The sequence below is a fragment of the Pseudomonas sp. BF-R-26 genome (genome assembly GCF_019947395.1).
Taxonomy (GTDB): Bacteria; Pseudomonadota; Gammaproteobacteria; order Pseudomonadales; family Pseudomonadaceae; genus Aquipseudomonas; species Aquipseudomonas farris.
The window spans coordinates 25,239-47,727 of sequence record NZ_JAGYGK010000024.1; the positions used below are offsets into that span (position 1 = coordinate 25,239).

19 protein-coding genes are annotated in these 22,489 nt (G+C 59.0%); 7 read left to right on the plus strand and 12 right to left on the minus strand.

What is annotated here, in order from left to right; genetic code table 11:
* Positions 1-74 precede the first annotated feature (74 nt).
* Both folB and folK read left to right on the plus strand, forming a co-directional pair.
* The gene (gene folB, locus KGB18_RS27675; protein ID WP_052967152.1) at positions 75-428 is read left to right on the plus strand and encodes a dihydroneopterin aldolase; all 354 of its coding nucleotides are present in this window, start codon (positions 75-77) and stop codon (positions 426-428) included.
* A complete protein-coding gene (folK, locus tag KGB18_RS27680; RefSeq protein ID WP_063342356.1) occupies positions 419-937 on the plus strand; it encodes a 2-amino-4-hydroxy-6-hydroxymethyldihydropteridine diphosphokinase in 519 nt (172 codons plus the stop codon). The genes folB and folK overlap by 10 nt, the downstream gene beginning before the upstream one ends.
* Before the next feature lie 105 nt (positions 938-1,042).
* On the opposite strand, the gene KGB18_RS27685 is transcribed toward folK, so the two are convergent.
* The 11 genes from KGB18_RS27685 to KGB18_RS27735 all read right to left on the minus strand — a co-directional run bounded on the left by KGB18_RS27685 (position 1,043) and on the right by KGB18_RS27735 (position 15,232).
* Positions 1,043-2,272, minus strand: a complete 1,230-nt coding sequence (locus KGB18_RS27685) for a multifunctional CCA addition/repair protein (RefSeq protein ID WP_123719575.1) — start codon at positions 2,270-2,272, stop codon at positions 1,043-1,045.
* A 64-nt stretch (positions 2,273-2,336) separates the two neighbouring features.
* Positions 2,337-3,899 (minus strand): SpoVR family protein, encoded by a 1,563-nt coding sequence (locus KGB18_RS27690; protein WP_123719574.1) that lies wholly within the window; start codon positions 3,897-3,899, stop codon positions 2,337-2,339.
* Positions 3,896-5,167: a YeaH/YhbH family protein gene (locus tag KGB18_RS27695; RefSeq protein ID WP_123355699.1), complete on the minus strand. Its 1,272-nt coding sequence runs from the start codon at positions 5,165-5,167 to the stop codon at positions 3,896-3,898. Before KGB18_RS27695 ends, KGB18_RS27690 begins: the two co-directional genes overlap by 4 nt.
* A 202-nt stretch (positions 5,168-5,369) precedes the next feature.
* Positions 5,370-7,292 (minus strand): PrkA family serine protein kinase, encoded by a 1,923-nt coding sequence (locus KGB18_RS27700; RefSeq protein WP_007904259.1) that lies wholly within the window; start codon positions 7,290-7,292, stop codon positions 5,370-5,372.
* 297 nt (positions 7,293-7,589) lie between these two features.
* Entirely contained in the window at positions 7,590-7,919 is a 330-nt protein-coding gene (glpE, locus tag KGB18_RS27705; RefSeq protein ID WP_030130002.1) for a thiosulfate sulfurtransferase GlpE, read from the minus strand.
* Positions 7,920-7,952: 33 nt separating this feature from the next.
* Positions 7,953-8,834, minus strand: coding sequence for a symmetrical bis(5'-nucleosyl)-tetraphosphatase (locus tag KGB18_RS27710; RefSeq protein ID WP_223570821.1), 882 nt, complete (start codon positions 8,832-8,834; stop codon positions 7,953-7,955).
* Positions 8,834-9,214 carry a Co2+/Mg2+ efflux protein ApaG gene (gene apaG / locus KGB18_RS27715; protein WP_008067418.1) on the minus strand — a complete coding sequence of 127 codons (381 nt, stop codon included), beginning with the start codon at positions 9,212-9,214 and terminating at the stop codon, positions 8,834-8,836. Before apaG ends, KGB18_RS27710 begins: the two co-directional genes overlap by 1 nt.
* 115 nt (positions 9,215-9,329) lie before the next feature.
* A complete protein-coding gene (gene rsmA / locus KGB18_RS27720; protein ID WP_052967160.1) occupies positions 9,330-10,148 on the minus strand; it encodes a 16S rRNA (adenine(1518)-N(6)/adenine(1519)-N(6))-dimethyltransferase RsmA in 819 nt (272 codons plus the stop codon).
* Positions 10,145-11,134 (minus strand): 4-hydroxythreonine-4-phosphate dehydrogenase PdxA, encoded by a 990-nt coding sequence (pdxA, locus tag KGB18_RS27725; protein ID WP_123719572.1) that lies wholly within the window; start codon positions 11,132-11,134, stop codon positions 10,145-10,147. The genes rsmA and pdxA overlap by 4 nt, the downstream gene beginning before the upstream one ends.
* Complete coding sequence (gene surA / locus KGB18_RS27730) at positions 11,131-12,447, minus strand: peptidylprolyl isomerase SurA (protein WP_038981255.1); 1,317 nt, start codon at positions 12,445-12,447, stop codon at positions 11,131-11,133. Before surA ends, pdxA begins: the two co-directional genes overlap by 4 nt.
* Positions 12,428-15,232 (minus strand): LPS-assembly protein LptD, encoded by a 2,805-nt coding sequence (locus KGB18_RS27735; RefSeq protein ID WP_123719571.1) that lies wholly within the window; start codon positions 15,230-15,232, stop codon positions 12,428-12,430. The genes surA and KGB18_RS27735 overlap by 20 nt, the downstream gene beginning before the upstream one ends.
* A 130-nt stretch (positions 15,233-15,362) precedes the next feature.
* Between KGB18_RS27735 and KGB18_RS27740 the strand changes: the two genes are divergently transcribed.
* From KGB18_RS27740 to KGB18_RS27750, 3 genes are read left to right on the plus strand one after another with little or no spacing between them, the layout of a single operon-like run.
* Complete coding sequence (locus tag KGB18_RS27740) at positions 15,363-16,382, plus strand: aminoglycoside phosphotransferase family protein (protein WP_123719570.1); 1,020 nt, start codon at positions 15,363-15,365, stop codon at positions 16,380-16,382.
* Entirely contained in the window at positions 16,379-17,050 is a 672-nt protein-coding gene (gene murU / locus KGB18_RS27745) for an N-acetylmuramate alpha-1-phosphate uridylyltransferase MurU (protein WP_223570822.1), read from the plus strand. Before KGB18_RS27740 ends, murU begins: the two co-directional genes overlap by 4 nt.
* A 1-nt stretch (position 17,051) precedes the next feature.
* Complete coding sequence (locus KGB18_RS27750) at positions 17,052-17,819, plus strand: TerB family tellurite resistance protein (RefSeq protein WP_123719568.1); 768 nt, start codon at positions 17,052-17,054, stop codon at positions 17,817-17,819.
* Positions 17,820-17,959: 140 nt separating this feature from the next.
* On the opposite strand, the gene KGB18_RS27755 is transcribed toward KGB18_RS27750, so the two are convergent.
* Positions 17,960-18,952, minus strand: a complete 993-nt coding sequence (locus tag KGB18_RS27755) for an alpha/beta hydrolase family protein (protein WP_123719567.1) — start codon at positions 18,950-18,952, stop codon at positions 17,960-17,962.
* 73 nt (positions 18,953-19,025) lie between these two features.
* Here KGB18_RS27755 and KGB18_RS27760 point away from each other — a divergent pair, with 73 nt between their 5' ends.
* Both KGB18_RS27760 and KGB18_RS27765 read left to right on the plus strand, forming a co-directional pair.
* The gene (locus KGB18_RS27760) at positions 19,026-21,419 is read left to right on the plus strand and encodes a PAS domain S-box protein (protein ID WP_123719566.1); all 2,394 of its coding nucleotides are present in this window, start codon (positions 19,026-19,028) and stop codon (positions 21,417-21,419) included.
* Between the two features lie 105 nt (positions 21,420-21,524).
* On the plus strand, positions 21,525-22,154 hold the full coding sequence (locus KGB18_RS27765; protein WP_003210977.1) for a response regulator transcription factor: 630 nt from the start codon (positions 21,525-21,527) through the stop codon (positions 22,152-22,154).
* The last annotated feature ends 335 nt before the right edge of the window (positions 22,155-22,489 follow it).

Here is a 22,489-nt window from a genome sequence, read left to right on the forward strand (position 1 = left end):
GCTAACTATTCCGGGCGAGGACGCCCTGATTCTAACGGCGCATTGCGCCCTTGTCGTGCAGTGGAGAGAAGTGCTTGGACAGAGTGTTTATCGAGGGCCTGGAAGTCGACACCGTGATTGGTGCCTACGACTGGGAACGAGGCATCCGACAGTGTCTTCGACTTGATCTGAGCTTCGCCTGGGACAATCGTCCGGCCGCCGCCGGTGATGACCTGACCCTGGCGCTCGACTACGCGAGCGTTTCGTCGCGCATTCAGGCGTTCGCCGAACAGGCGCAGTTCCAGCTGGTCGAGACCTTTGCCGAGCGTCTGGCGCAAGTGCTGATGAGCGAATTCAAGATCACCTGGATGCACCTCAAGCTGACCAAGCCAGGTGCCGTCCCGGCGGCCACGGGTGTGGGCGTGGAGATCGAGCGCGGATGTCGCTGACTCAGGTGTACCTCGGGCTCGGTAGCAATATCGAGCGCGAAGCCCATTTGCAGGCTGGCCTGGACGCTCTGGCGGGTTTCCTGGTGGATATGCGCTGCTCGGCGGTATTCGAAAGCCAGCCGGTGGGGATCAAGAGCGGGCCGTTTTTCAATTTTGTGGTTTCGGCTTTCACCGATCTGCCGCTGATGGAGCTGGATCGACGGTTGAAATTCATCGAAGCGGATAACGGCCGTTACGCGCCGGACCGCAAGGGCTTGCCGCTGGATATCGACGTACTGCTGTTCGGCGACCTGGTGGGCAACTTCGATGGTTTGATCTTGCCGCGGGCAGAGATTCTGAAAAATGCCTTCGTGCTATGGCCGTTGTCGCTGATTGCGCCGGACAGAGTGCATCCGGGCGTAGGCAAGAGCTTTGCAACTCTGTGGGATGAAGCGCAGATCGATCAAGTGCTGGCGCCGGTTGCTTTTGAGTGGCGCGGTGAGCAGCTGACCCCTTTGAATTTGTTGTGAGGCGGATGACGCCATCGCGGGCAAGCCCGCTCCCACAAGTTGGCGTTGTTTACATAATCGACAAACGACTCGTACCTGTGGGAGCGGGCTTGCCCGCGATGCTTTTCAAGCAGGCGCCGCCGCTTTGTAAGCCTTCAGCGCCTTGAGCCGCTCGCCCTTGATCGCCTCGCCCAACTCTGGCCCCTTGAATCCCTTCTCCAGCAACGGCTGAACGGCAACACTTCGCGCCGCAGTTGCCGCGCCACGTAAATAATCCGCCTGTGGATAACTTCTCTGCTCCAGGCCTTTACGCCCCCGAGCGTCCATTTCACACGCCGCGATAAACTCCTCAAAGCGCTGAGGTCGACGATAGACGTCGAAACTCTGCAGCAACTCGAGCAAGGTCGACGGCTTAAGCTCCAGAGCACGATGGCCATGGGTATGATATTTGCCCACCAGCAGCGCCAGTTCCTGGCAGTCCTTCGGTGCCTTGAAGCGCTCGTTGACCGCTTTGATCAGCTTCAGGCCTTTGTGCTCGTGGGCGATGTGGCGGGGCCATTCTTCCTCGGGCGTCAATCCTTTGCCCAGGTCATGCAGCAAGCACGCCCAGCGTACGGTTAGCGGTTGTTTGTGCAGCGCCGCTTGCTCCAGCACGCTCAGGGTATGCACGCCCGTGTCGATTTCCGGGTGATGGGCTTCGGGTTGCGGTACACCGAACAGCGCGTCGACTTCCGGCATCAGTACCTTGAGCGCGCCACACTCGCGCAGCACCTCGATGAATACCTGAGGCTGGTCTTCCATCAGCGCGCGGGCGATTTCTTTCCAGCTACGTTCGGGAGTCAATGCCTCCAATTCACCTGATTCGCTGAGTTGGCGCATCAGCTCCAATGTCTCGGGGGCGACGGTAAAACCCAGTGCCGCATAACGCGCGGCAAAGCGGGCAACGCGCAAAACACGGAGAGGATCTTCGGCGAACGCGGGGGAAACGTGACGAAGCAGGCGAGCCTCGAGATCCCGCTGGCCATGGTAAGGGTCGGTCAGATTCTGCTGATCGTCTTCAGCCATGGCGTTGATCGTCAGGTCGCGACGAATCAGATCTTCTTCGAGGGTGACGTCGGGGCTGGTGTGAAAGATGAAGCCGCCGTAGCCGCGCCCGTTTTTGCGTTCGGTGCGGGCGAGGGCGTATTCCTCACCGCTTTTGGGGTGAAGAAACACCGGGAAGTCCGCGCCCACCGGACGAAAGCCCTTGGCGAGCATTTCTTCGGTGGTCGCGCCTACAACGACCCAGTCGATATCGGTGACAGGCTTGCCCAGCAGGCGATCGCGTACCGCGCCGCCGACTTTATAAATCTGCATAAAAAACCTCCGTTAGCCCGACAGAATAACCTTTGCGTCGAACTTCCGGAGGCAGAAAACAGGATCAAAGATGAATGACTGCCAAGTCCAGCCGGCCGTAATCACCCTCGCCATGCTCGCTTCTGGGCGGAACATGATGGGTTTTCATCACCTGATCTCCTTGCAGGGTTTCCAGGTGAATGTCGAAGCCCCAGAGGCGGTGCAGGTGCTTGAGTACTTCGTCTGTGGAATCGCCCAGCGGTTTGCGGTCGTGTTGCTGGTGACGCAAGGTCAGGGAGCGGTCGCCACGCCGGTCAATGCTGTAGATCTGTATGTTGGGTTCGCGATTGCCCAGGTTGTATTGCGCCGCCAGGGTTTCACGAATGGTTCGATAGCCGTCTTCGTCGTGTATCGCCGGAACCAGCAGATCGTCCTTCTGATCGTCATCGAGGATGCTGAACAGCTTGAGGTCGCGGATCACCTTGGGTGACAGGTACTGCAGGATGAAACTCTCGTCCTTGAAGCTGCTCATGGCGAATTTGATGCTGGGCAGCCAGTCGGTACCGGCGATTTCCGGGAACCAGCGATAGTCCTCTTCAGTGGGCTGTTCGCATATCCGGCGGATATCGCGATACATGGCAAAACCCAGGGTGTAGGGGTTGATGCCGTTGTAGTAGGGGCTGTCGAAGCCAGGCTGAAAAACCACACTGGTATGGGAAGTCAGGAATTCCATCATGAAGCCATCGGTGACTAGGCCTTCGTCATACAAGTCGTTCATCAAGGTGTAGTGCCAGAACGTGGCCCAGCCTTCGTTCATTACCTGAGTCTGGCGTTGTGGATAAAAGTACTGGGCGATCTTGCGCACAATCCGCACGATTTCGCGCTGCCAGGGCTCCAGCAGCGGGGCGTGTTTTTCGATGAAGTACAGGATGTTTTCCTGAGGTTCGGCGGGGAAGCGTGCGTTGTCCTTGTCGCTGTATTTGTCCGCGCCTTTTGGAATGGTCCGCCACAAATCGTTGATCTGTTTCTGCAAATGCTCTTCCCGATCCTTCTGCCGACGGCGTTCTTCTTCGGCGGAAATCGGATAAGGGCGTTTGTAACGGTCGACGCCGTAATTCATCAGCGCATGGCAGGAATCGAGCAAGTCTTCTACGGCGTCGATGCCGTGGCGTTCTTCGCACTGCATGATGTACTGCTTGGCGAACACCAGGTAATCGATGATCGAACTGGCGTCGGTCCAGGTGCGGAACAGGTAGTTGCCTTTGAAGAAACTGTTATGGCCATAGCACGCGTGAGCCACCACCAGCGCCTGCATGCAGATGGTGTTTTCTTCCATCAGATAGGCAATGCAGGGGTCCGAGTTGATCACAATCTCGTAGGCCAAGCCCATCTGGCCGCGGCTGTAGGATTTTTCGGTGCTGAGGAAGTGTTTGCCATAGGACCAATGGTGATAACCCAGGGGCATGCCGACAGAGGCATAGGCGTCCATCATCTGCTCGGCGGTGATCACTTCGATCTGGTTGGGGTACGTATCCAGCGCGTAGCGGGCCGCGAGACGACTGATTTCGCGGTCGTAGGCCTGGATCAGCTCGAATGTCCATTCGGAGCCGGTGGAAATGGGTTGGCGCTTCTGCTCTTTGGCGGTCATGTCACTAACCTGCGCTGGAAGAGTTCACGGAAGACCGGATAGATATCCCCGGCCGAGACCAGTTGCTGCTGGGCAAAAGTGTCAGAGAAGGCTTCGGCGATGCGTTCGTATTCGAACCACAGGGCCTGGTGTTCGCGCGGGGTAATCTCAACATAAGTGTAGTACTGCACGAACGGCATGATCTGATTGATCAGGATGTCGCGGCAGATCGGCGAATCGTCGTTCCAGTTGTCGCCGTCGGACGCCTGGGCGGCATAGATGTTCCATTCGTTGCTCGGATAACGCTCGGCCATGATCTCCTGCATCAGTTTCAGGGCGCTGGAGACAATGGTGCCGCCGGTTTCCCGGGAGTAGAAAAACTCCTCCTCATCAACTTCACGGGCACTGGTGTGGTGGCGGATGAACACGACGTCGATTTTGTCGTAGTTCCGCTTGAGGAACAGGTACAGCAGGATGAAGAAGCGCTTGGCGATATCCTTGGTCGCCTGGGTCATGGAGCCGGACACGTCCATCAGGCAGAACATTACTGCTTTGGAGCTGGGGTTCGGCTGCTTGATGAGCAGGTTGTACTTGAGGTCGAAGGTGTCGAGAAATGGCACTCGGTGAATGCGCGCGCTGAGCTTCTCGATTTCGGCTTCGAGCTCCTGGATATCGCCGAAGTTGTCCGGTTCTTCCCGTTTAAGCCGCAGCAGTTCCTCTTTGACTTCGCGCAATTTCGCCCGGCTGCTGCCGGACAAGGCAATGCGTCGGGCATGGGCCGAACGCAGCGTGCGGATAATGTTGATCCGTGACGGGTTGCCCTCGTTGCTGATGCCGGCGCGTACGGTCTTGAAGGTGTCGGTGCCGGTCAGGTGGCGTTTGACCAGATTAGGCAGCTCAAGGTCCTCGAACATGAACTCGAGGAATTCCTCCTGGGTTATCTGGAAGACGAACTCGTCCATCCCTTCACCCGTGTTACCGGCCTTGCCGGGGCCTCTGCCACCGCCACCTCCGGGCGGGCGGGCAATGTGCTCGCCGCTGATGAATTCCTTGTTGCCGGGGTGCACGATGGTTTGCTTGCCGCCACGACCGTGGTGAAGCACCGGCTCGTCGATGTCGCGGCCGGGAATGCTGATCTGTTCGCCGTGTTCCATATCGGTAATGGAGCGCCGGCTGACCGCCTCTTCGACAGCCTTTTTGATGTGATCACGGTAGCGCCGCAGAAACCGCTGGCGGTTTACCGTGCTCTTGTTCTTGCCATTGAGACGTCGGTCGATCACATAGCTCATGACTGCTCCTTAGAAGCTGTCCTGAAAGGGGCGAGCGTTAACGCAGCATAAGGCCAGTGCCGGAGGGTGTACACGCTCCCCCCAAGCGCTTTGATGCTGCCTGAACCTCGCTACCGCATTTCGGACACCTCCAGAGGCCTGTGTAACAGAAAAAGCGTAAACAGGCCTCGGGCTAACGACAACCGGTCTGACCGGCAGCGGGTTACTGTGATTTTCTGACCCGCAAGTACCACTCGGAAAGCAGTCGTACCTGTTTGTCGGTGTAGCCCCGCTCGACCATCCGTGTGACGAAGTCGTTGTGCTTCTGCTGGTCCTCTTTGCTGGCCTTGGCGTTGAAGCTGATGACCGGCAGCAAGTCCTCGGTGTTGGAGAACATTTTCTTCTCGATGACCACCCGCAGTTTTTCGTAGCTGAGCCAGGTTGGGTTCTTGCCGTTGTTGTTGGCTCGGGCGCGCAGTACGAAGTTGACGATTTCGTTGCGGAAATCCTTCGGATTGCTGATGCCGGCCGGTTTTTCGATTTTCTCCAGTTCCTCGTTCAGGGCTACGCGGTTGAGGATCTCGCCAGTTTCCGGATCGCGGTATTCCTGATCCTGAATCCAGAAGTCGGCGTACAGCACGTAGCGATCGAAGATGTTCTGACCGTACTCGCTGTAAGACTCGAGGTAGGCAGTCTGGATTTCCTTGCCGATGAATTCGATATAACGCGGCGCCAGGTACTCTTTCAGGAAGCGCAGATAGCGTTCGCGGGTCTCCGCCTGGAACTGTTCCTGCTCGATCTGTTGTTCCAGCACGTAGAGCAGATGCACCGGGTTGGCGGCGATTTCGTGCGGATCGAAGTTGAAGACCTTCGACAGAATCTTGAAGGCGAAGCGGGTCGACAGACCGTTCATGCCTTCATCGACACCCGCAGCGTCGCGGTATTCCTGGATCGACTTGGCCTTCGGATCGGTGTCCTTGAGGTTTTCGCCGTCATACACGCGCATCTTGGAGTAGATGTTGGAGTTTTCCGGCTCTTTGAGGCGCGAGAGCACGGTGAACTGAGCGAGCATTTTCAGAGTGTCGGGCGCGCAATGGGCCTTGGCCAGCGAGCTGTTGAACAGAAGCTTGTCGTAGATCTTCACCTCGTCGCTGACGCGTAGGCAGTACGGTACTTTGACGATATAGATCCGGTCGATGAATGCTTCGTTGTTCTTGTTGTTCCGGAAGGTGTGCCATTCCGATTCGTTGGAGTGGGCCAGCAGGATCCCGGTAAACGGAATCGCCCCCAGGCCTTCGGTACTGTTGTAGTTTCCTTCCTGGGTGGCCGTCAGCAATGGGTGCAGCACCTTGATCGGTGCCTTGAACATTTCGACGAACTCCATCAGGCCCTGGTTGGCCCGGCACAATGCCCCCGAGTAGCTGTAGGCATCGGCGTCGTTCTGCGGGAACTCTTCCAGTTTGCGAATATCGACCTTGCCCACCAGTGCGGAGATGTCCTGGTTGTTTTCATCTCCCGGCTCGGTTTTCGCGACCGCAATCTGGTTGAGGATCGACGGATAGAGTTTCACCACGCGGAACTGGCTGATATCGCCGCCGAATTCGGCCAGGCGCTTGGTAGCCCATGGCGACATGATGGTGTTGAGATAGCGCCGGGGAATGCCGAAGTCTTCTTCGAGGATCGCGCCATCTTCGGTGGCGTTGAACAGACCCAGGGGCGACTCGAAAACCGGCGAGCCCTTGATTGCGTAGAAGGGCACTTTCTCGATCAGTTGTTTGAGCTTTTCGGCCAGGGACGATTTACCGCCACCGACAGGGCCCAGCAGGTAGAGGATCTGTTTCTTTTCTTCCAGACCCTGAGCGGCATGGCGGAAATATGACACGATCTGGTCGATGCATTCTTCCATCCCGTGGAAGTCTTCAAAGGCCGGATAGCGGCGGATCACCTTGTTGGAAAAGATTCGCGACAGCCTCGAGTTGGTCGAGGTGTCGAGCAGCTCCGGTTCACCGATGGCCAGCAAAAGTCGCTCTGCTGCGGAAACGTAGGCGCTGCGGTCCTTTTTGCATAGCTCCAGGTACTCTTGCAGAGAGAGTTCTTCCTGGCGCGTGGACTCGAAGCGTTGTTGGAAGTGGCTAAAGATACTCATGACGTCACCTCGCTCGATACGTGGAGCCGACGCCGGATCAGTCAGTCGATGCTGGCAAGCAACTGAATATGCAGTTGCTGTTTACCCCCCAGAACACCTCCAGGGTATCAACCCTGAAAGCTACTCCCGATGACCCGCGCGCCGGTGTACCGGCTCTCCCCTGTTTTGGATGGCCTGCGCTTAAGGATAGTTCGGAATCTTGAAGGTAAAGGCGCAATAAGTAATTAGTTGTGGCAGACCGTTCGTCAGCCAGCGCGCGAGCCCACGGGGGCCGGGCCTTGCGCGCCTTGAAAAAAATTATTCGGAAGTGCCTTGCGCTGTTTCCGAAGGATAGGTCGTACGCCACAGCTCAAAACCGCCATCCATGCTGTAGACGTCGGAGAAGCCCTGACTGATCAGGTAAGCGGCCGCGCCCTGGCTGGAATTGCCGTGATAGCAGACCACTACCGTTGGCGCGTCCAGGTCAGCGCCCTGAATGAAAGCATGCAGGGAATGGTTGTCCAGATGCTTCGAGCCGGCAATGTGCAGCGCGGCAAACGTTGCCGGGTCGCGGACATCGACCACCACCGCGCCTTGTTCGCGCAGGGCCTGGGCCTGTTCTGGGGGGATACGTTTGAATTCGCTCATGGCGGGCTCCTGTGGCTCGGCTGAAAGCGCAGTCTAGCGCAGGGCGCTGGCTGACGTTTGTTCGGGAATAGAGGCGGCGACAGCCGGCCGAGTATGGCCGTGGGCGTCGCATTTACATTGCAGGCGCTCGCCGGTGTCGACGTTCATCAGGGTCATGGCGCCACCCCAGACGCAACCGGTGTCGAGCGCAAACAGACCCGGCTCGTTGCACTGGCCTTCGAGCGCCGCCCAGTGGCCGAAGATGATCTTCAGGCCCTTGGTCTTGCGCTCCTTGTGGGTGAACCACGGCGCATAGCCCGGTGGTGCGGTGTCGATGCCTTCCTTGCCCTTGAGATCAAGCTTGCCGTCGCTGGTGCAAAAACGCATCCGGGTGAAATAGTTGGTGATGACTCGCAAGCGCGCCGCGCCTTTGAGGTCGTTGTCCCATTTCACCGGTTCATTGCCGTACATGCCGTCAAGGTAAGGCGCGAAGCGGTTGTCGTCGCGCAGGGCATCTTCGACTTCTGCGGCGCACTTCAAGGCTTTGCGCAGCGACCATTGAGGCGGGATGCCGGCATGGACCAGGGCGATATCGCGCTGTTCGTCGTAATGCATGAGCTTTTGTTGCCGAACCCACTCCAGCAGCTCCCCGCAATCGGGTGCTTCAAGAATCTCGCGCAGCGTGTCGGCCTTCTTCAGGCGTTCGATGTTTTGCCCGACGGCCAGCAAGTGCAGGTCATGGTTGCCGAGCACGCAGATCAGCGATTCGCGCAGGCTATAGAGGAAGCGCAAGGTTTCCAGCGATTGTGGGCCTCGGTTGACGAGGTCGCCCACCAGCCACAGACGGTCCCGGGCAGGGTCGAAGGCGACTTGCTTGAGCAGGCATTGCAGCGGTTCAAGGCAACCTTGCAAGTCGCCGACGGCATACGTCGCCATCAGTGCAGGGCTCCGGGTACCGCCAGACGAAACGGCGCGATGATGGCGTCGAAGTGCTTACCGTCCTCGGCGACCATTTCATAAGTGCCCTGCATCGTACCGACTTTGGACGTCATGACAGTGCCGCTGCTGTAAGTGTGGCTCTTGCCCACGTCGATCAACGGTTGTTGGCCGACGACGCCTGCACCGCGAACCTCCTCGACATGCCCGTCACCGTCGGTGATCACCCAGTGCCGTGAAAGCAGTTTGGCGGGTACCAGGCCATTGTTCTGCACGGTAATGGTGTAGGCGAAGGCAAAGCGATTTTGCTCGGGTTGCGATTGTTCTGCCAGATAGCGGGTGACGACGCTGACGTCGACCTGATAACGAGGATCGGACATGCAAAAGGCCTTAAAAACGAAGCGGGACGCGGGGCGTAACTGATGGATCTCAGTCTAGGCCAAGTATCGGGTAGTAGACCAGAGTGGCGTCCTACCCGATAGCGCTCATCGCCTGTCAGTCGGTGGCAGGCTTTTGTAGGACCTGTTCGCTGAGCTTGTCGGCCAAGCGCACGAAGGCAGCCAGATCGAGCTGTTCGGGGCGCAGGCTGCCATCGACGCCGGCGGCTTCGATTTCGGCGTTGCTCAGCAGGAGTTTGAGAGTGTTGCGCAATGTTTTGCGGCGCTGGTTGAAGGCTTCGCGCACGACGCGCTCCAGCAGTTTGTGATCTTTGGCTGGATGCGGAAGTACCGCATGAGGCACCAGACGCACGATGGCCGAATCGACTTTCGGCGGCGGATTGAATGCGCCCGGGCCAACGTTGAACAGATGTTCGACCCGGCAATGGTACTGAACCATGATCGACAGGCGACCCCAGTCACCGCCACCAGGCCCCGCCGCCAGACGCTCGACCACTTCCTTTTGCAGCATGAAGTGCATGTCACGAATCAGGCTGGCGTTGTGCAGCAGATGAAAAATCAGCGGCGTAGAGATGTTGTAAGGCAGGTTGCCGACCACTCGCAGGCTGTTCGGCGCGGCGTTCAGGCTGTTGAAGTCGAACTTCAGCGCGTCGCCCTGATGCAGGTGGAAATTGCTCTTGCTGGCGAACTGCTGGTTGAGGATCGGGATCAGGTCCTTGTCCAACTCCACTACGTCCAGTTGGGCGCCGCTGTTGAGCAGGCCTTCGGTCAATGCCCCCTGGCCCGGGCCGATTTCCAGCAGACGGTCTTCGGGTTTGGCGTGAATGGAACGCAGGATGCGGTCGATAACGCCGGCATCGTGCAGGAAGTTCTGGCCGAAGCGCTTGCGCGCCCTGTGTTGGTAATGCTCGGTCATAAACGGGTCTCGGCCATCTGGTAGGCGGTTTCCAGGGCGACTTGCAGGCTGCCGGTGTCGATTTTGCCGCTACCGGCCAGATCCAGGGCGGTGCCGTGGTCGACCGATGTGCGGATGATCGGCAAGCCGAGGGTCACGTTGACTGCCGCGCCGAAGCCTTTGTATTTCAGCACGGGCAGGCCCTGGTCGTGGTACATCGCCAGCACCGCGTCGCAGTGCTCCAGATATTTGGGGGTAAACAGAGTGTCGGCGGGCAGGGGACCGCGAAGGTCCATGCCCTCGCCGCGCAGGCGCTCTAATGTAGGTTCGATGATGTCGATTTCTTCATGGCCCAGGTGACCGCCTTCACCGGCGTGCGGGTTAAGCCCGCAAACCAGGATGCGTGGCTGGGCGATGCCGAATTTTTCTTGCAGGTCGGCGTACAGGATCCGCGTGACCCGCTCCAGGCGCTCCGGTGTAATTGCATCGGCAATCTCGCGAAGGGGCAGGTGAGTGGTGACCAATGCCACGCGCAAGCCGCGGGTGGCGAGCATCATCACCACTTGCGCGGTATGAGTCAGGTCAGCGAGAAACTCCGTGTGCCCGGAAAAGGCGATTCCGGATTCATTGATCACGCCCTTGTGCACAGGGGCGGTGATCATGCCGGCGAAATGCCCGTCCAGGCAGCCCTGGCCAGCACGCGTCAGGGTTTCCAGAACGAAAGCCGCATTGGCTTTGTCCAGTTGCCCGGCGATGACCTTGGCGTTAAGCGGCGTATCCCACACATACAGGCTGTTGGCCGGGGCCGGAATATCTGGCCAGCTGTCCGGCGTTACCGCCAGCAGATCGACAACCACGCCCAGCTGCGCGGCCCGCTCGATGAGCAGGTCGCGGCTGGTAATGGCAATCAGAGGGTGTGGCTGGGCTTGCGAGGCGAGCAGCAGGCACAGGTCAGGACCTATGCCGGCCGGTTCGCCGGGGGTCAACGCGAAACGCTTGGGTTTCACTGCGTTGCCTGGTCTGCACCAGGGAGCTTGATTTCTACATACGCTTCGTCACGGATCTGACGCAGCCAGGTTTGCAGCTCTTCATCGTATTTGCGGTTACGCAGTACGGTCATCGCTTGCTGCTCACGGGCCTGACTGGTGCTGTCGGTAGCGCGGCGGCCAAGGACTTCCAGAACGTGCCAGCCATATTGAGTCTGGAACGGCTTGGACAGCTGACCTTGCGGGGTCTTGGCCATCACTTCGCGGAATTCGGGCACCAGTGCATTCGGGTCGATCCAGTTAAGGTCGCCACCGTTGAGGGCGGAACCCGGGTCTTCCGAGAAGCTTTTCGCCAGCTCACCGAAATCTTCGCCCGCTTCGATACGGGAGTAGAGCGATTGAGCCAAGGCTTTGGTTTTTTCTTCGTCGCGGATCGGGCTTGGTTTGACCAGGATGTGACGCACATGCACTTCGTCACGCACCTGGGCTTCGCCGCCACGCTTGTCGAGGATCTTCAAAATGATGAAGCCGCCCGGTGTACGCATTGGCTGGGTCACGTCACCCACTGCCATGGTGCCCAGCAGGCGATCGAACGGAGGTGGCAGTTGAGCGGCTTTACGCCAGCCCATGTCGCCGCCTTCCAGCGCGGTTTCGCTGGCGGATTTGGCGATTGCCAACTGACCGAAGTCAGCGCCTTGCTTGAGCTGCTGGTAAACCGCGTCAGCTTGTTTGGCTGCATTCTGAATCGCGTCGGAGTTGGCGCTTTCCGGCGTAGGAATCAGAATGTTGGCCAGACGGAACTCTTCGGACAACTGCATCTTGCCCAGGTCGGACGCCAGGAAGTTCTTCACTTCCTGCTCGGACACCTGGATGCGTTCAGCTACACGGCGCTGACGTACACGGCTGATGATCATTTCGCGGCGGATCTGGTCACGAGCGTCGTCATAAGACAGGCCGTCGCGAGACAAAGCGGAGCGGAATTGTTCGATCGACATGTTGTTGCGCTGGGCAATGGTGCCGACAGCCTGGTTCAGTTCTTCATCGGTAATGCGGATGCCGGAACGCTCGCCGATCTGCAGTTGCAGGTTTTCGACGATCAGACGTTCAAGCACCTGCTGATCCAGCACGCCTGCAGGCGGTACGGCAGCACCGCGTTTGGCGATGGTTTGCTGAACCTCATGAACACGCTGGTCCAGTTGGCTCTGCATGACCACGTCGTTGTCGACGATGGCCACCACTTTATCGATGGACTGTACCGCGGCGTTGGCCGCGGTACCCAGGAACAGCGCGCCCAGCATCAGCGGGCGCAGACAATCAGAAAGCTTGGTCTTCACGTTCACGATAACCTTGGATGCCTTTGTCGAGGAAGCTCTCTACTTTGGCGCCGGTGAGGCCGCCGAGTCCCTTCAGAACAATTTGGAGGAAGACGCCATGGTCGCCTTTTTCGTTTTGCGGAGCGTTTTGACTGGTTTCGTCATAGTCAACCCAGTAACGGTTGATCAGGCGCAGTTTCCAGCAGCAGTTGTCGTACTCGAAACCACCGAAGGCTTCCAGGGTACGGTTGCGGTTGTAGTCGTACTGCCAGCGGCTGATGACGTTCCATTGCGGCACAACCGGCCAGATCACCGAGAAGTCGTGCTGCTGGATCTTGTAGTAGTCCTTCACGTAGCCAGGAGTGCCCGGGGTTCCGTAGTCACCACCGCCTACCGCCCATTTGCCGGTGTTCTGGTCATAACGAACCTGGTCATTGCGATAGCGATAACCGGCGTTGATGACCTTGTTCGGGTTGTCTTCAGGCTGGTAGTGGAACATCGCGCTGCCCGAGCGAGGGCTGCGGCTGTCCGGGTCCCAGTTGTAATCGGCGGTGGTGCGCCAATCGCGGTTCCAGCGGTATTCGTATTCCAGCGCGTACGGTGAAACTTTGGCTTGTGCATCGTCGCGGGTTTTTCCATCGATACCCGGCAACTGGACTTCGCGGTCCTTGAAGTACAAAGCCTGGCCGACGCTGATGCGTTGACGCTCGAAACCGTTTTCTTCAATCCAGCGGTTGGTGATGCCCAGCGACAGTTTGTTTTCGTCGCCGACACGGTCGGAGCCGGAGAAGCGGTTGTCGCGGAACAGCGAGGCGTAGTTGAAGGTGTATTCGCTAGTATCGAAGACAGGGATGTCTTCCTGGTTAGTCTCAGGAACATAGAGATAGAACAGGCGCGGTTCCAGGGTCTGGCGATAGTTCTTGCCGAACCATTGGGTGTTGCGATCGAAGTACAGGCCGCTGTCGATGCTCGCGATCGGTACGCCGCGATTTTGGTTGCTGCCGAACTCACCACCGACGTAATCGGTGCCTGCGGCCGCTGCTGCGTTTTGCTGAGCAACGATTTGATTCTTGCCGGTGCTGTCCAGGTCCAGTTGATACTGGGTGTACTGATATTTCAGAGACGGCTTCAAGAACCCATAGGTCCAGTTCAACGGCAGACTGACGCCCGGCTTGAGATTCAAACGGTCGCCGGTAGCGCGAACCAGGCCGGTCACGTTGTTATCAAGTCGTGGTGCGACGGTGCCATCTTCGTTTACGTAGTTGCCATTTTTCAAGTCACGGTCGAACCGGACGATTTCGCTCTCGTAATCGAAATCAAGGCCGCCCGGGTGATAGGGCAGCGCGCCATAGAAGTTGATCTGCGGCAAACGATCATACGGCGTGATGTTCGAAACGGTCGCCAGCTGATAAGCCTGGGCATTCAAACGAGCGGTGTAGCTGTCGCCGCGATAGGTGACAGAACCTTGCTGATTCACGAAATCGGCACTTTTCACACCAATCTGATCAGTCTGCAGATCCTGGAAGTAATACGGATCGCTGATCTTGGTGTAATCGACCTGAGTCATTACGCGCGAGTCCAGACCACCCTTATGCTGCCAGTTGTACATGTAGCGGGTTTTATCGTAGTCGGTCTGCAGCTTGCGATCGTCGTTCTCGTCGTTGAGGTACGCGGCGCCGAACTGACCTTCGCTGGACTTGGTCAGGTAGCGGAATTCGCCTTCCATCAACAGGCCACGCTTGCTCATGTAGCGCGGGTACAACGTGGCATCGTAGTTCGGGGCCAGGTTGAAGTAATACGGGGTGACCAGCAGGAAGCCGGTATCGCTGCCGGTGCCAATGGTCGGCGGCAGGAAGCCGGACTGGCGACGGTCGTCGATCGGGAAGTAGATATACGGCGTGTACAGAACCGGAATGTCCTTGACCCGCAGTGTCACGTTGGTCGCAGTACCGAAACCGGTCGCCGGGTTCAAGGTGATGTTATTGCCCTTGAGCTGCCAGGCGTTGCTGTCCGGTTCGCACGTGGTGTACGTACCATCCTTGAGGCGGATGATCGCGTTCTCGGCACGTTTGGCGTACAGCGCGTTACCGCGGATACGGGATTTGTGCATCACGTATTCGGCGTTGTCGACCTTGGCTTCACCGGTGTCGAGTTGCACGTCGGCGTGGTCGCCCACGATCAGTGCGCCGTTGTCGCGAACGCGGACGTTGCCGCTCAGTTCGCCACGGCTCTCGGCCTGGTACAGGTTCGCTTCGTCGGCTTCGGCCTGCATGCTGCCCTGACGCATGACCACGTCACCGGCCAGGGTCGCGACTTGTTCATCCTGCTTATAGCGAGAGGCTTTGGCGCCGAGAAAGGTTGGAGCGTCACTTTTATTCGTCTTGTCATTCATGCCAGGACGAATCGGTTCGATATAGGAACCAGAGCAGTAAGGACCGGTTTCGGCCAACTGCGCTGCAGTGAGCTTCTCGCGCGGAACCCAGTCGAGGTGGCTGTAGTCTTCACTACGCGACTTCAGGCCACGACCCTTGGACTCGGTAACCAGTACGGGTTTGGCGCTGGTGTCTGCGGTGTCCGCCGGGGCTTCGCCAGTGGCGGAAACTGCGCTGCCGTCATGGACGGGGCGTGGCGGCAATGCAGCGGCCGGTGCCTTTGGCGCACAGTCCCAGGCACCCGAAGCAGAGACTGAGCAGTCATACTGTTCCGCGGCGACCACGAACGAAGTGGCTAGAGGTTGCAGGGCCAGCAGACTGCCGGTGACCAACAACGGAAATTTTTTACGAAACGCGGGGGATTTCAATGCCATCTTATTAGTCCGGGCTTCCTGCGTGCCATCTGCCCGCGGTGTGGGCCGCACGCCTCTCGATGGTCTGAAAAAGATGCTGGATAATAAAGCATGACCCGCTTGACGGCTAGCGCCGTCGGAGACCCTTGCAATGCCTGACCAAGATGTACGCTTGCAACACCTGAAAGTTTGGCTCGATGAACAGTTGGCTATCCTCTTCGCAGAACAAGGTTGGGGCACCGTGCCCCCGGCCACGTTGACTGCGGCCAGTAGCGACGCGAGTTTTCGGCGCTATTTCCGCTGGGAAGGTGCAGACAGAAGTTTCGTCGTGATGGACGCGCCGCCGCCCCAGGAAAACTGCAAACCCTTTGTGGATATCGCTTTTCTGCTGGCGAAATCCGGAATAAACGTGCCGAAAATTTATGCCGAAGACCTTGAGCGTGGTTTTCTTTTGCTCAATGACCTGGGCAACAAGACTTACCTGGACGTGATCGACAGCGAAAACGCCGACGATTTGTTCAAGGATGCCCTGCAAGCGCTGCTGGCTTTCCAGCAGTTGCCGATGGTGGCACCACTGCCAAGTTATGACGTGGCACTGCTGCGTCGTGAACTGGAACTGTTCCCCGAGTGGTACGTGAAGCGCGAACTGGGTATCGAATTCGACTCGGCGCAGCAAACGCTCTGGCAGCAGGTCAGCGACCTGCTGATCGACAGCGCCCTGGCTCAGCCAAAAGTCCTGGTGCATCGCGACTACATGCCGCGCAACCTGATGCTCAGCGAGCCGAATCCCGGCGTGCTGGATTTCCAGGACGCGGTTTACGGGCCGGTAACTTATGACGTGACCTGCCTGTTCAAGGACGCCTTCCTCAGCTGGCCTGAAGAGCGCGTGCGTGGCTGGCTGGAAGATTACTGGCAGCAAGCCGGTGCGCTCGACATCCCGGTGCAGCCTGACTTCGAAGATTTCCTGCGCGCCAGCGACCTGATGGGCGTGCAACGACACCTGAAAGTCATCGGCATTTTCGCCCGCATCTGCCATCGCGACGGCAAGCCGCGCTACCTCGGCGATGTGCCGCGCTTCTTTGCTTATATAGACGCGGTCATCGCCCGTCGCCCTGAACTGGCGGAACTGGGTGAATTGCTGGCCAGTCTGCGTGCTGGAGCGACGGCATGAAGGCCATGATTCTGGCCGCGGGTAAAGGCGAGCGCATGCGTCCGCTGACCCTGACCACGCCAAAACCGCTGGTTCGCGCCGGCGGAGTGCCCCTGATCGAATATCACTTGGGGGCGTTGGCGGCTGCAGGGTTTACCGAGATCGTGATCAACCATGCCTGGCTCGGTCAGCAGATCGAGGATTACCTGGGCGATGGCTCGCGGTATGGCGTGAGCATTCAGTACTCGGCGGAAGGTGAGCCGCTGGAAACCGGTGGCGGTATTTTCCGTGCATTGCCGTTGTTGGGTGACGACGCCTTTGTGGTGGTCAATGGCGACATCTGGACCGATTACGACTTCAGCGTGTTGCATCAGCCCATCGTCGGGCTTGCTCATCTAGTATTGGCGGACAACCCGGCGCATCACCCGAGTGGAGATTTCACTTTGGTCGATGGCCATGTGCAGGACGGTCGGCCGGATACATCGACCCTGACCTACAGCGGCATCGCTGTGCTGCACCCGCAGCTGTTTGACGGTTGCTCGGCCGGTGCCTTCAAGCTTGCGCCGCTGCTGCGCAAAGCCATGGCTGACGGGCAAGTGACCGGCGAACGCCTGAACGGGCATTGGGTGGATGTCGGCACCCACGAACGCCTGGCTGAAGTAGAAACCCTGATAGAAGCGAGACGCTGACATGTTGTGGCCAGGGACTCTGATTGGAGCCGGAGCGGGCTTTGCCATAGCCAGCATTCCGGGGGCCATGCTCGGTGCTTTATTGGGACAGGCGCTGGATCGGCGCTTGCACCTGCAGAGCTGGGCGCATTTATGGGAAAAATTCGGTGGTCGCTCGGTGCTGCGCAACGATGAACTGCTGTTCGTGTTGCTGGGCCGATTGGCCAAGAGCGATGGGCGGGTAGTGGATGGGCACATCCAGCAGGCGCGGCAGGAAATGCGCTCGCTGGAGATGACCGAATCGGCGCAACGTCGCGCGATTGCGGCGTTCAATCGTGGTAAGTCGGGACATGACCGGTTGCGCGGTTATCTGCGACGCCTGAGTGCTCAACCCCATGCGGCGGAAGGGGTGTTGCGTGCCTGTTGGCGGATGGTCTGGGCCGATGGCCGCGCCGGTAGCAGTGAGCGCGAGCTGATTGCCCAGTGGGGCAAATGGCTGGGGTGGACGCGGCAGCAGGTACAGGCCTTGGCGACTGACTATGAGCCGCAGAAACGCCCATCGATCAACAGCGCTGTAACTTATCAAGACGCCTTGCGGCTATTGGGCGTGTCGGCGACCAGTGAGCCGGCGCAAATCAAGCGCGCCTATCGACGCCTGCTCAGTCGTCATCACCCGGACAAGATTGCCGGCAGCGGTGCGACAGCGTTGCAGGTTCGCGAGGCCACGGACAAGACTCGTGAATTGCATACTGCCTATACGTTGATTCGAGAACGGCGGGATTTTCGTTAGCAAGTAAGGTTTGTGTCGCTAGTGATGCCGCCATCGCGGGCAAGCCTCGCTCCCACAGGTTTTATGTCGATAGCAAAAATTGCGTACGACTCAAATCCTGTGGGAGCGAGGCTTGCCCGCGATGAGAGCGACTCGGTCTATCAGTCGGCCGCTGGTTGAGGATTCAACCAACCCCGTACACGACGGACCAATTGCTCTTGCTCGGCCTTGGCATTCCCCGGCAGCGCCTTGAGCGAAACCTGACTGAACCCCGAGGTTTTCAAGCGTTTGCTGGCCTGTAAACGTTCCAGCGCCGCGTTACGATCCCCCGGCTTATCCATATAGAAGATATCTGCGGTAGGCAGCTTCAAGGTGGGCGTGAGTTCAGCCAGCCCCGGCGTCGCTGTAACAGGCGTCTGAGCGGCGACCATCACCAACTTCTCGACTTGCGATGGCTGCTTCTCGCTCAGATAACGTGCGGCCCAGTAAGCGCCGGTCCCATGGCCCAACACGACGATACTGCGAGCACTTTGCTGTTCGGCGTAGGCGATGGCGGCATCGATGCGGGCGAAGATTCGCTCCGCGTCGGCTTTGGCCTGTTCTTCGGTGGTTTCGACGATGGCCTTGTCGGGCACATCCGCTTCGCCGCCGGCCGCCTGTTCGATGGGCGCCGCAGTCGTGGAGTCTTTGCTGCCGGCATCAGGCGTTTTGGGCGCTGGCGCCACTTCAACGATACGTGGCGCAATGGCTTCGCTTTGCAGGTCCGGCAAGGTAATACTCAGGCTGCTCCACTCGACGTCCGGCAACTTGCGCCGCAATGGGCCGATTGCTTGCGGCCAGTCAACGGTTTCACCGGCGCCAGGGATGATAATCACCGCGCCTTTGGGTTCGGCGGTATTGGCCGGTTTCCACAAGGCGAGGAAGCTGTCGGTGCCGGCTTGCAGTTGTTGCTGTTCCTGCGCCGGGATTTTTCGCTCAAGTGCTGCCGCTTCTTCCTGACTACGCTCAAGCAGCGGCTGGCGTGCAACCGGTTTTTCTTCTGCGGGTTTTTCCGCAGCGGCAGGTGCCGGGTCAGCCGCCTCGACAGAAAACGCGCAAGGCAGGATCAACGACAGGCACAATGCTGGCAGTGCCAGGCGGTAGACAGGGGGCATCGGATATTCCAGGCCAGAAGTTAATCCGGCAGCCTAATGGGTTGGTCAGTATTTGTCAGTGTGTGAGACTTCGATGATGCATTTTCGCTGCCTGTGGGTTATCGGCTGTTTATGGTTTCCCTTGATGGGCTGGGCGGCGCCCGCGCCACCGGCGCACGTCGTGCACCTGTCGCCAGCGCAACAGCAATGGCTGGCGCAGCATGGCGAGTTGCGAGTCGGGGTGGTGTTGCAAACGCCCTATGCCCAATACGATCGCCGCTTGCAGCGCCTGTCCGGGGTTAACGTCGAGCTGATGAAGTGGCTGGCCAAAGCGCTCAAGATTGAATTGAGCTGGCGCAATTATCCTGATCTTGCACAACTGGAAGCCGCGGCGCGTGAAGGTGACATCGATATTGCACCGGGGCTGACGCAAACCCCCGCAGGTTTGCGGTTCTGGCAATTTTCCGACCCTTACATGCGGGTGCCGCAACTGGTGGTCAGCGACCAGAAGAGCACCGGTGCAGTAGAGCTGGAAAAGCTCGACAGCCAGACCCGCGTCGCCGTGCGCATGCCCAGCGTCACCGCCGATTATCTGCGCAGCAATTATCCCCATCTGAACCTGCAAGGCGTGCCTCTGGAGCGTCAGGCGCTGCAACTGTTGTTGAGTCAGCAGGCCGGTTACGCCGTGGTCGATGAAGCGCAGTTCGGGCGTCTGTCTGCCGAGCCTGAGTTCTCCGGGCTGGTCGTGGTGGGCGATATCGGTTTCCCGCAACTGCTGCGAGTGGCCACGCGCCGGGACTGGCCGGAGTTGGCCGGCATCGTCGAAAGCGCGCTACGGGCGATCCCGGCCAAGGACCTTGAACAACTGCACAATCAATGGCTGCAACCCAAGTATCCGCGGCTGTCCGAGTCGCCGGGTTTTTGGCAAAACCTCAGCCTGCTCTTGGTGGTGTTGCTGCTGAGCTGCATGGCCATTGTGTTTTGGCAGCGTCGCCAACAACACAGTCTGGAGCAGCGATTGCTGGCGGCGCGCGAAGACATTGCCCTGCGCGAGGCCAGCGAAGAAGCCTTGCGCCTCACACAGTTTTCCATCGATCAGAGCACTGTCGGCATCCTCTGGGTCAACTGGGACAGCCATGTGCGCTACGCCAACCGAGCGGCCGAAACCATGCTCGGCTACCCGGCGGGCGGGATCATTGATCGGCCATTGATCGACTTCGAGCCCGGTTTGCACATGGACCGCTGGCTGAGCCTGTGGAAACGCGCTCGGGCCAGTGAAGAAGGGCCGCAAAGTTTCGAAACCAATTGCGTGCGAGCGGACGGCAGTATTCTGCCGGCGGATGTTTCGTTGAGCTTCTTGCGTTTTCGCGATGGCGAGTACCTGGTGGTTTACCTCAATGACGTCACTGAGCGCCGTCGCGCCCTGGCCGCATTGCAGGAAAGCGAGGCGCGGCTGCAAGGGATCGCCGCCAACGTCCCCGGCCTGGTCTTTCGTCTGGAGCGCGCGCCAGTGACGGGGCAGATCGACTTTGCCTACATCAGTGAAGGCAGCGAGAGCCTGGTGGGGTACTCGCCGGCTACTTTGGCCCATCGGGACAAAGGCCTGCGCAGCCTGGTGCATCCGGATGACAAGGCCAGTTATCACCAGACTCAAGACCATGCACTGGACACCGACAGTGACTGGTCGTGGCAGGGTCGGATTCTGACCCGTCAGGGCGAACAGCGCTGGGCCGAGATCAAGGCTATTACCCGCCGGCTTGAAGACGGCGCCTATGTCTGGGACGGGATCGTCTGGGACATCACCGAGAGCAAGCGCATCGAGCTGGAGCTGGCCAGCTCCCGCGAGCAATTGCGCGAATTGTCCGCACACCTGGAGAGCGTCCGGGAAGAGGAAAAGGCCCGTATCGCCCGGGAAGTTCACGACGAGTTGGGTCAGATGTTAACCGTGCTGAAGCTGGAAACGTCCATGTGCGAGCTGGCCTATGCCCAGCTCGACCCGGGCCTGCACGAGCGCTTGAACAGTATGAAGCGCTTGATCGCTCAGCTGTTTCAACTGGTGCGTGATGTGGCCACGGCGTTACGGCCACCGATTCTCGATGCGGGGATCGCCTCGGCCATTGAGTGGCAGGCGCGACGGTTCGAGGCGCGCACGCAGATCCCATGCCTGGTACAAGTGCCGGATAACTTGCCGGTGCTCAGTGATGCCAAGGCCATCGGGCTGTTCCGGATCCTTCAGGAAGCGCTGACCAATGTCATGCGCCACGCCCAGGCGCATACTGTTGAACTGACGCTGACCCTTGAGGGCGATGAACTCTGTCTGACGGTCAGCGATGATGGCGTAGGATTTGTCGCCGCCACTGGCAGGCCGACATCCTTTGGTGTGGTCGGCATGCGTGAGCGGGTGTTGATCATGGGCGGGCAGTTATCGCTTGAGAGTGAGCCGGGGGAGGGCACGACCCTGAGTGTGCGAGTGCCACTGGACCGCTAAAAAGATCGCAGCCTTCGGCAGCTCCTACGCCGAACGCGTATCCCTGTAGGCGCTGCCGAAGGCTGCGATCTTTTCGGCGACAAGGCAATTATTGAGGAGAGGCAAGTGATCCGAGTACTGGTAGCCGAAGACCACACCATCGTTCGCGAAGGCATCAAGCAATTGATCGGCCTGGCCAAGGATTTGCTGGTGGTAGGGGAGGCGAGTAATGGCGAGCAGTTACTCGAGACCTTGCGCCATGTTCCCTGCGAAGTGGTGTTGCTGGATATCTCCATGCCCGGGGTCAATGGCCTGGAAGCGATCCCGCGGATTCGCGCGCTGAACAATCCCCCGGCGATTCTGGTGTTGTCGATGCACGACGAAGCGCAAATGGCCGCACGAGCGTTAAAGGTTGGCGCCGCAGGCTATGCGACCAAGGACAGCGATCCGGCATTGCTGCTGACGGCAATCCGCAAAGTCGCGGCGGGCGGGCGATACATCGACCCGGACCTGGCCGACCGGATGGTCTTCGAAGTCGGCCTGACTGATTCACGGCCGTTGCACTCGTTGCTGTCGGAGCGTGAGTTCTCGGTATTCGAACGCCTGGCCCAAGGCGCCAACGTCAACGACATCGCCCAGCAGCTGGCCCTGAGCAGCAAAACCATCAGCACCCACAAGGCGCGGCTGATGCAGAAACTCAACATCACCTCCCTGGCCGAACTGGTGAAGTACGCGATGGAACACAAACTCCTCTGATACACCCCATCCACGGGTTCACTGCAAATCCCTGTGGGAGCGGGCTTGCCCGCGATTGCGGTTTGTCAGTCGATAGGATTTTGAATGTTCCACCGTCATCGCGGGCAAGCCCGCTCCCACAGGACCGCGGTGGCATGTCCATTTGCGACATGCACACAAAGCCGCTTTTGCCTGTTTTTGTGGCTTACAGCTCACCGCCTGTCGCGATCCCGAATCGACATATCCATCCCCGCCATCCTTGTAGGGCAATCCCTACCCCCAATCTTCCATCCGGCTGAGGCGATTCTCTCCTGCGCCCCGATTTGCGCCGCTCCCAGCGTCCACTAGGCTTAGTC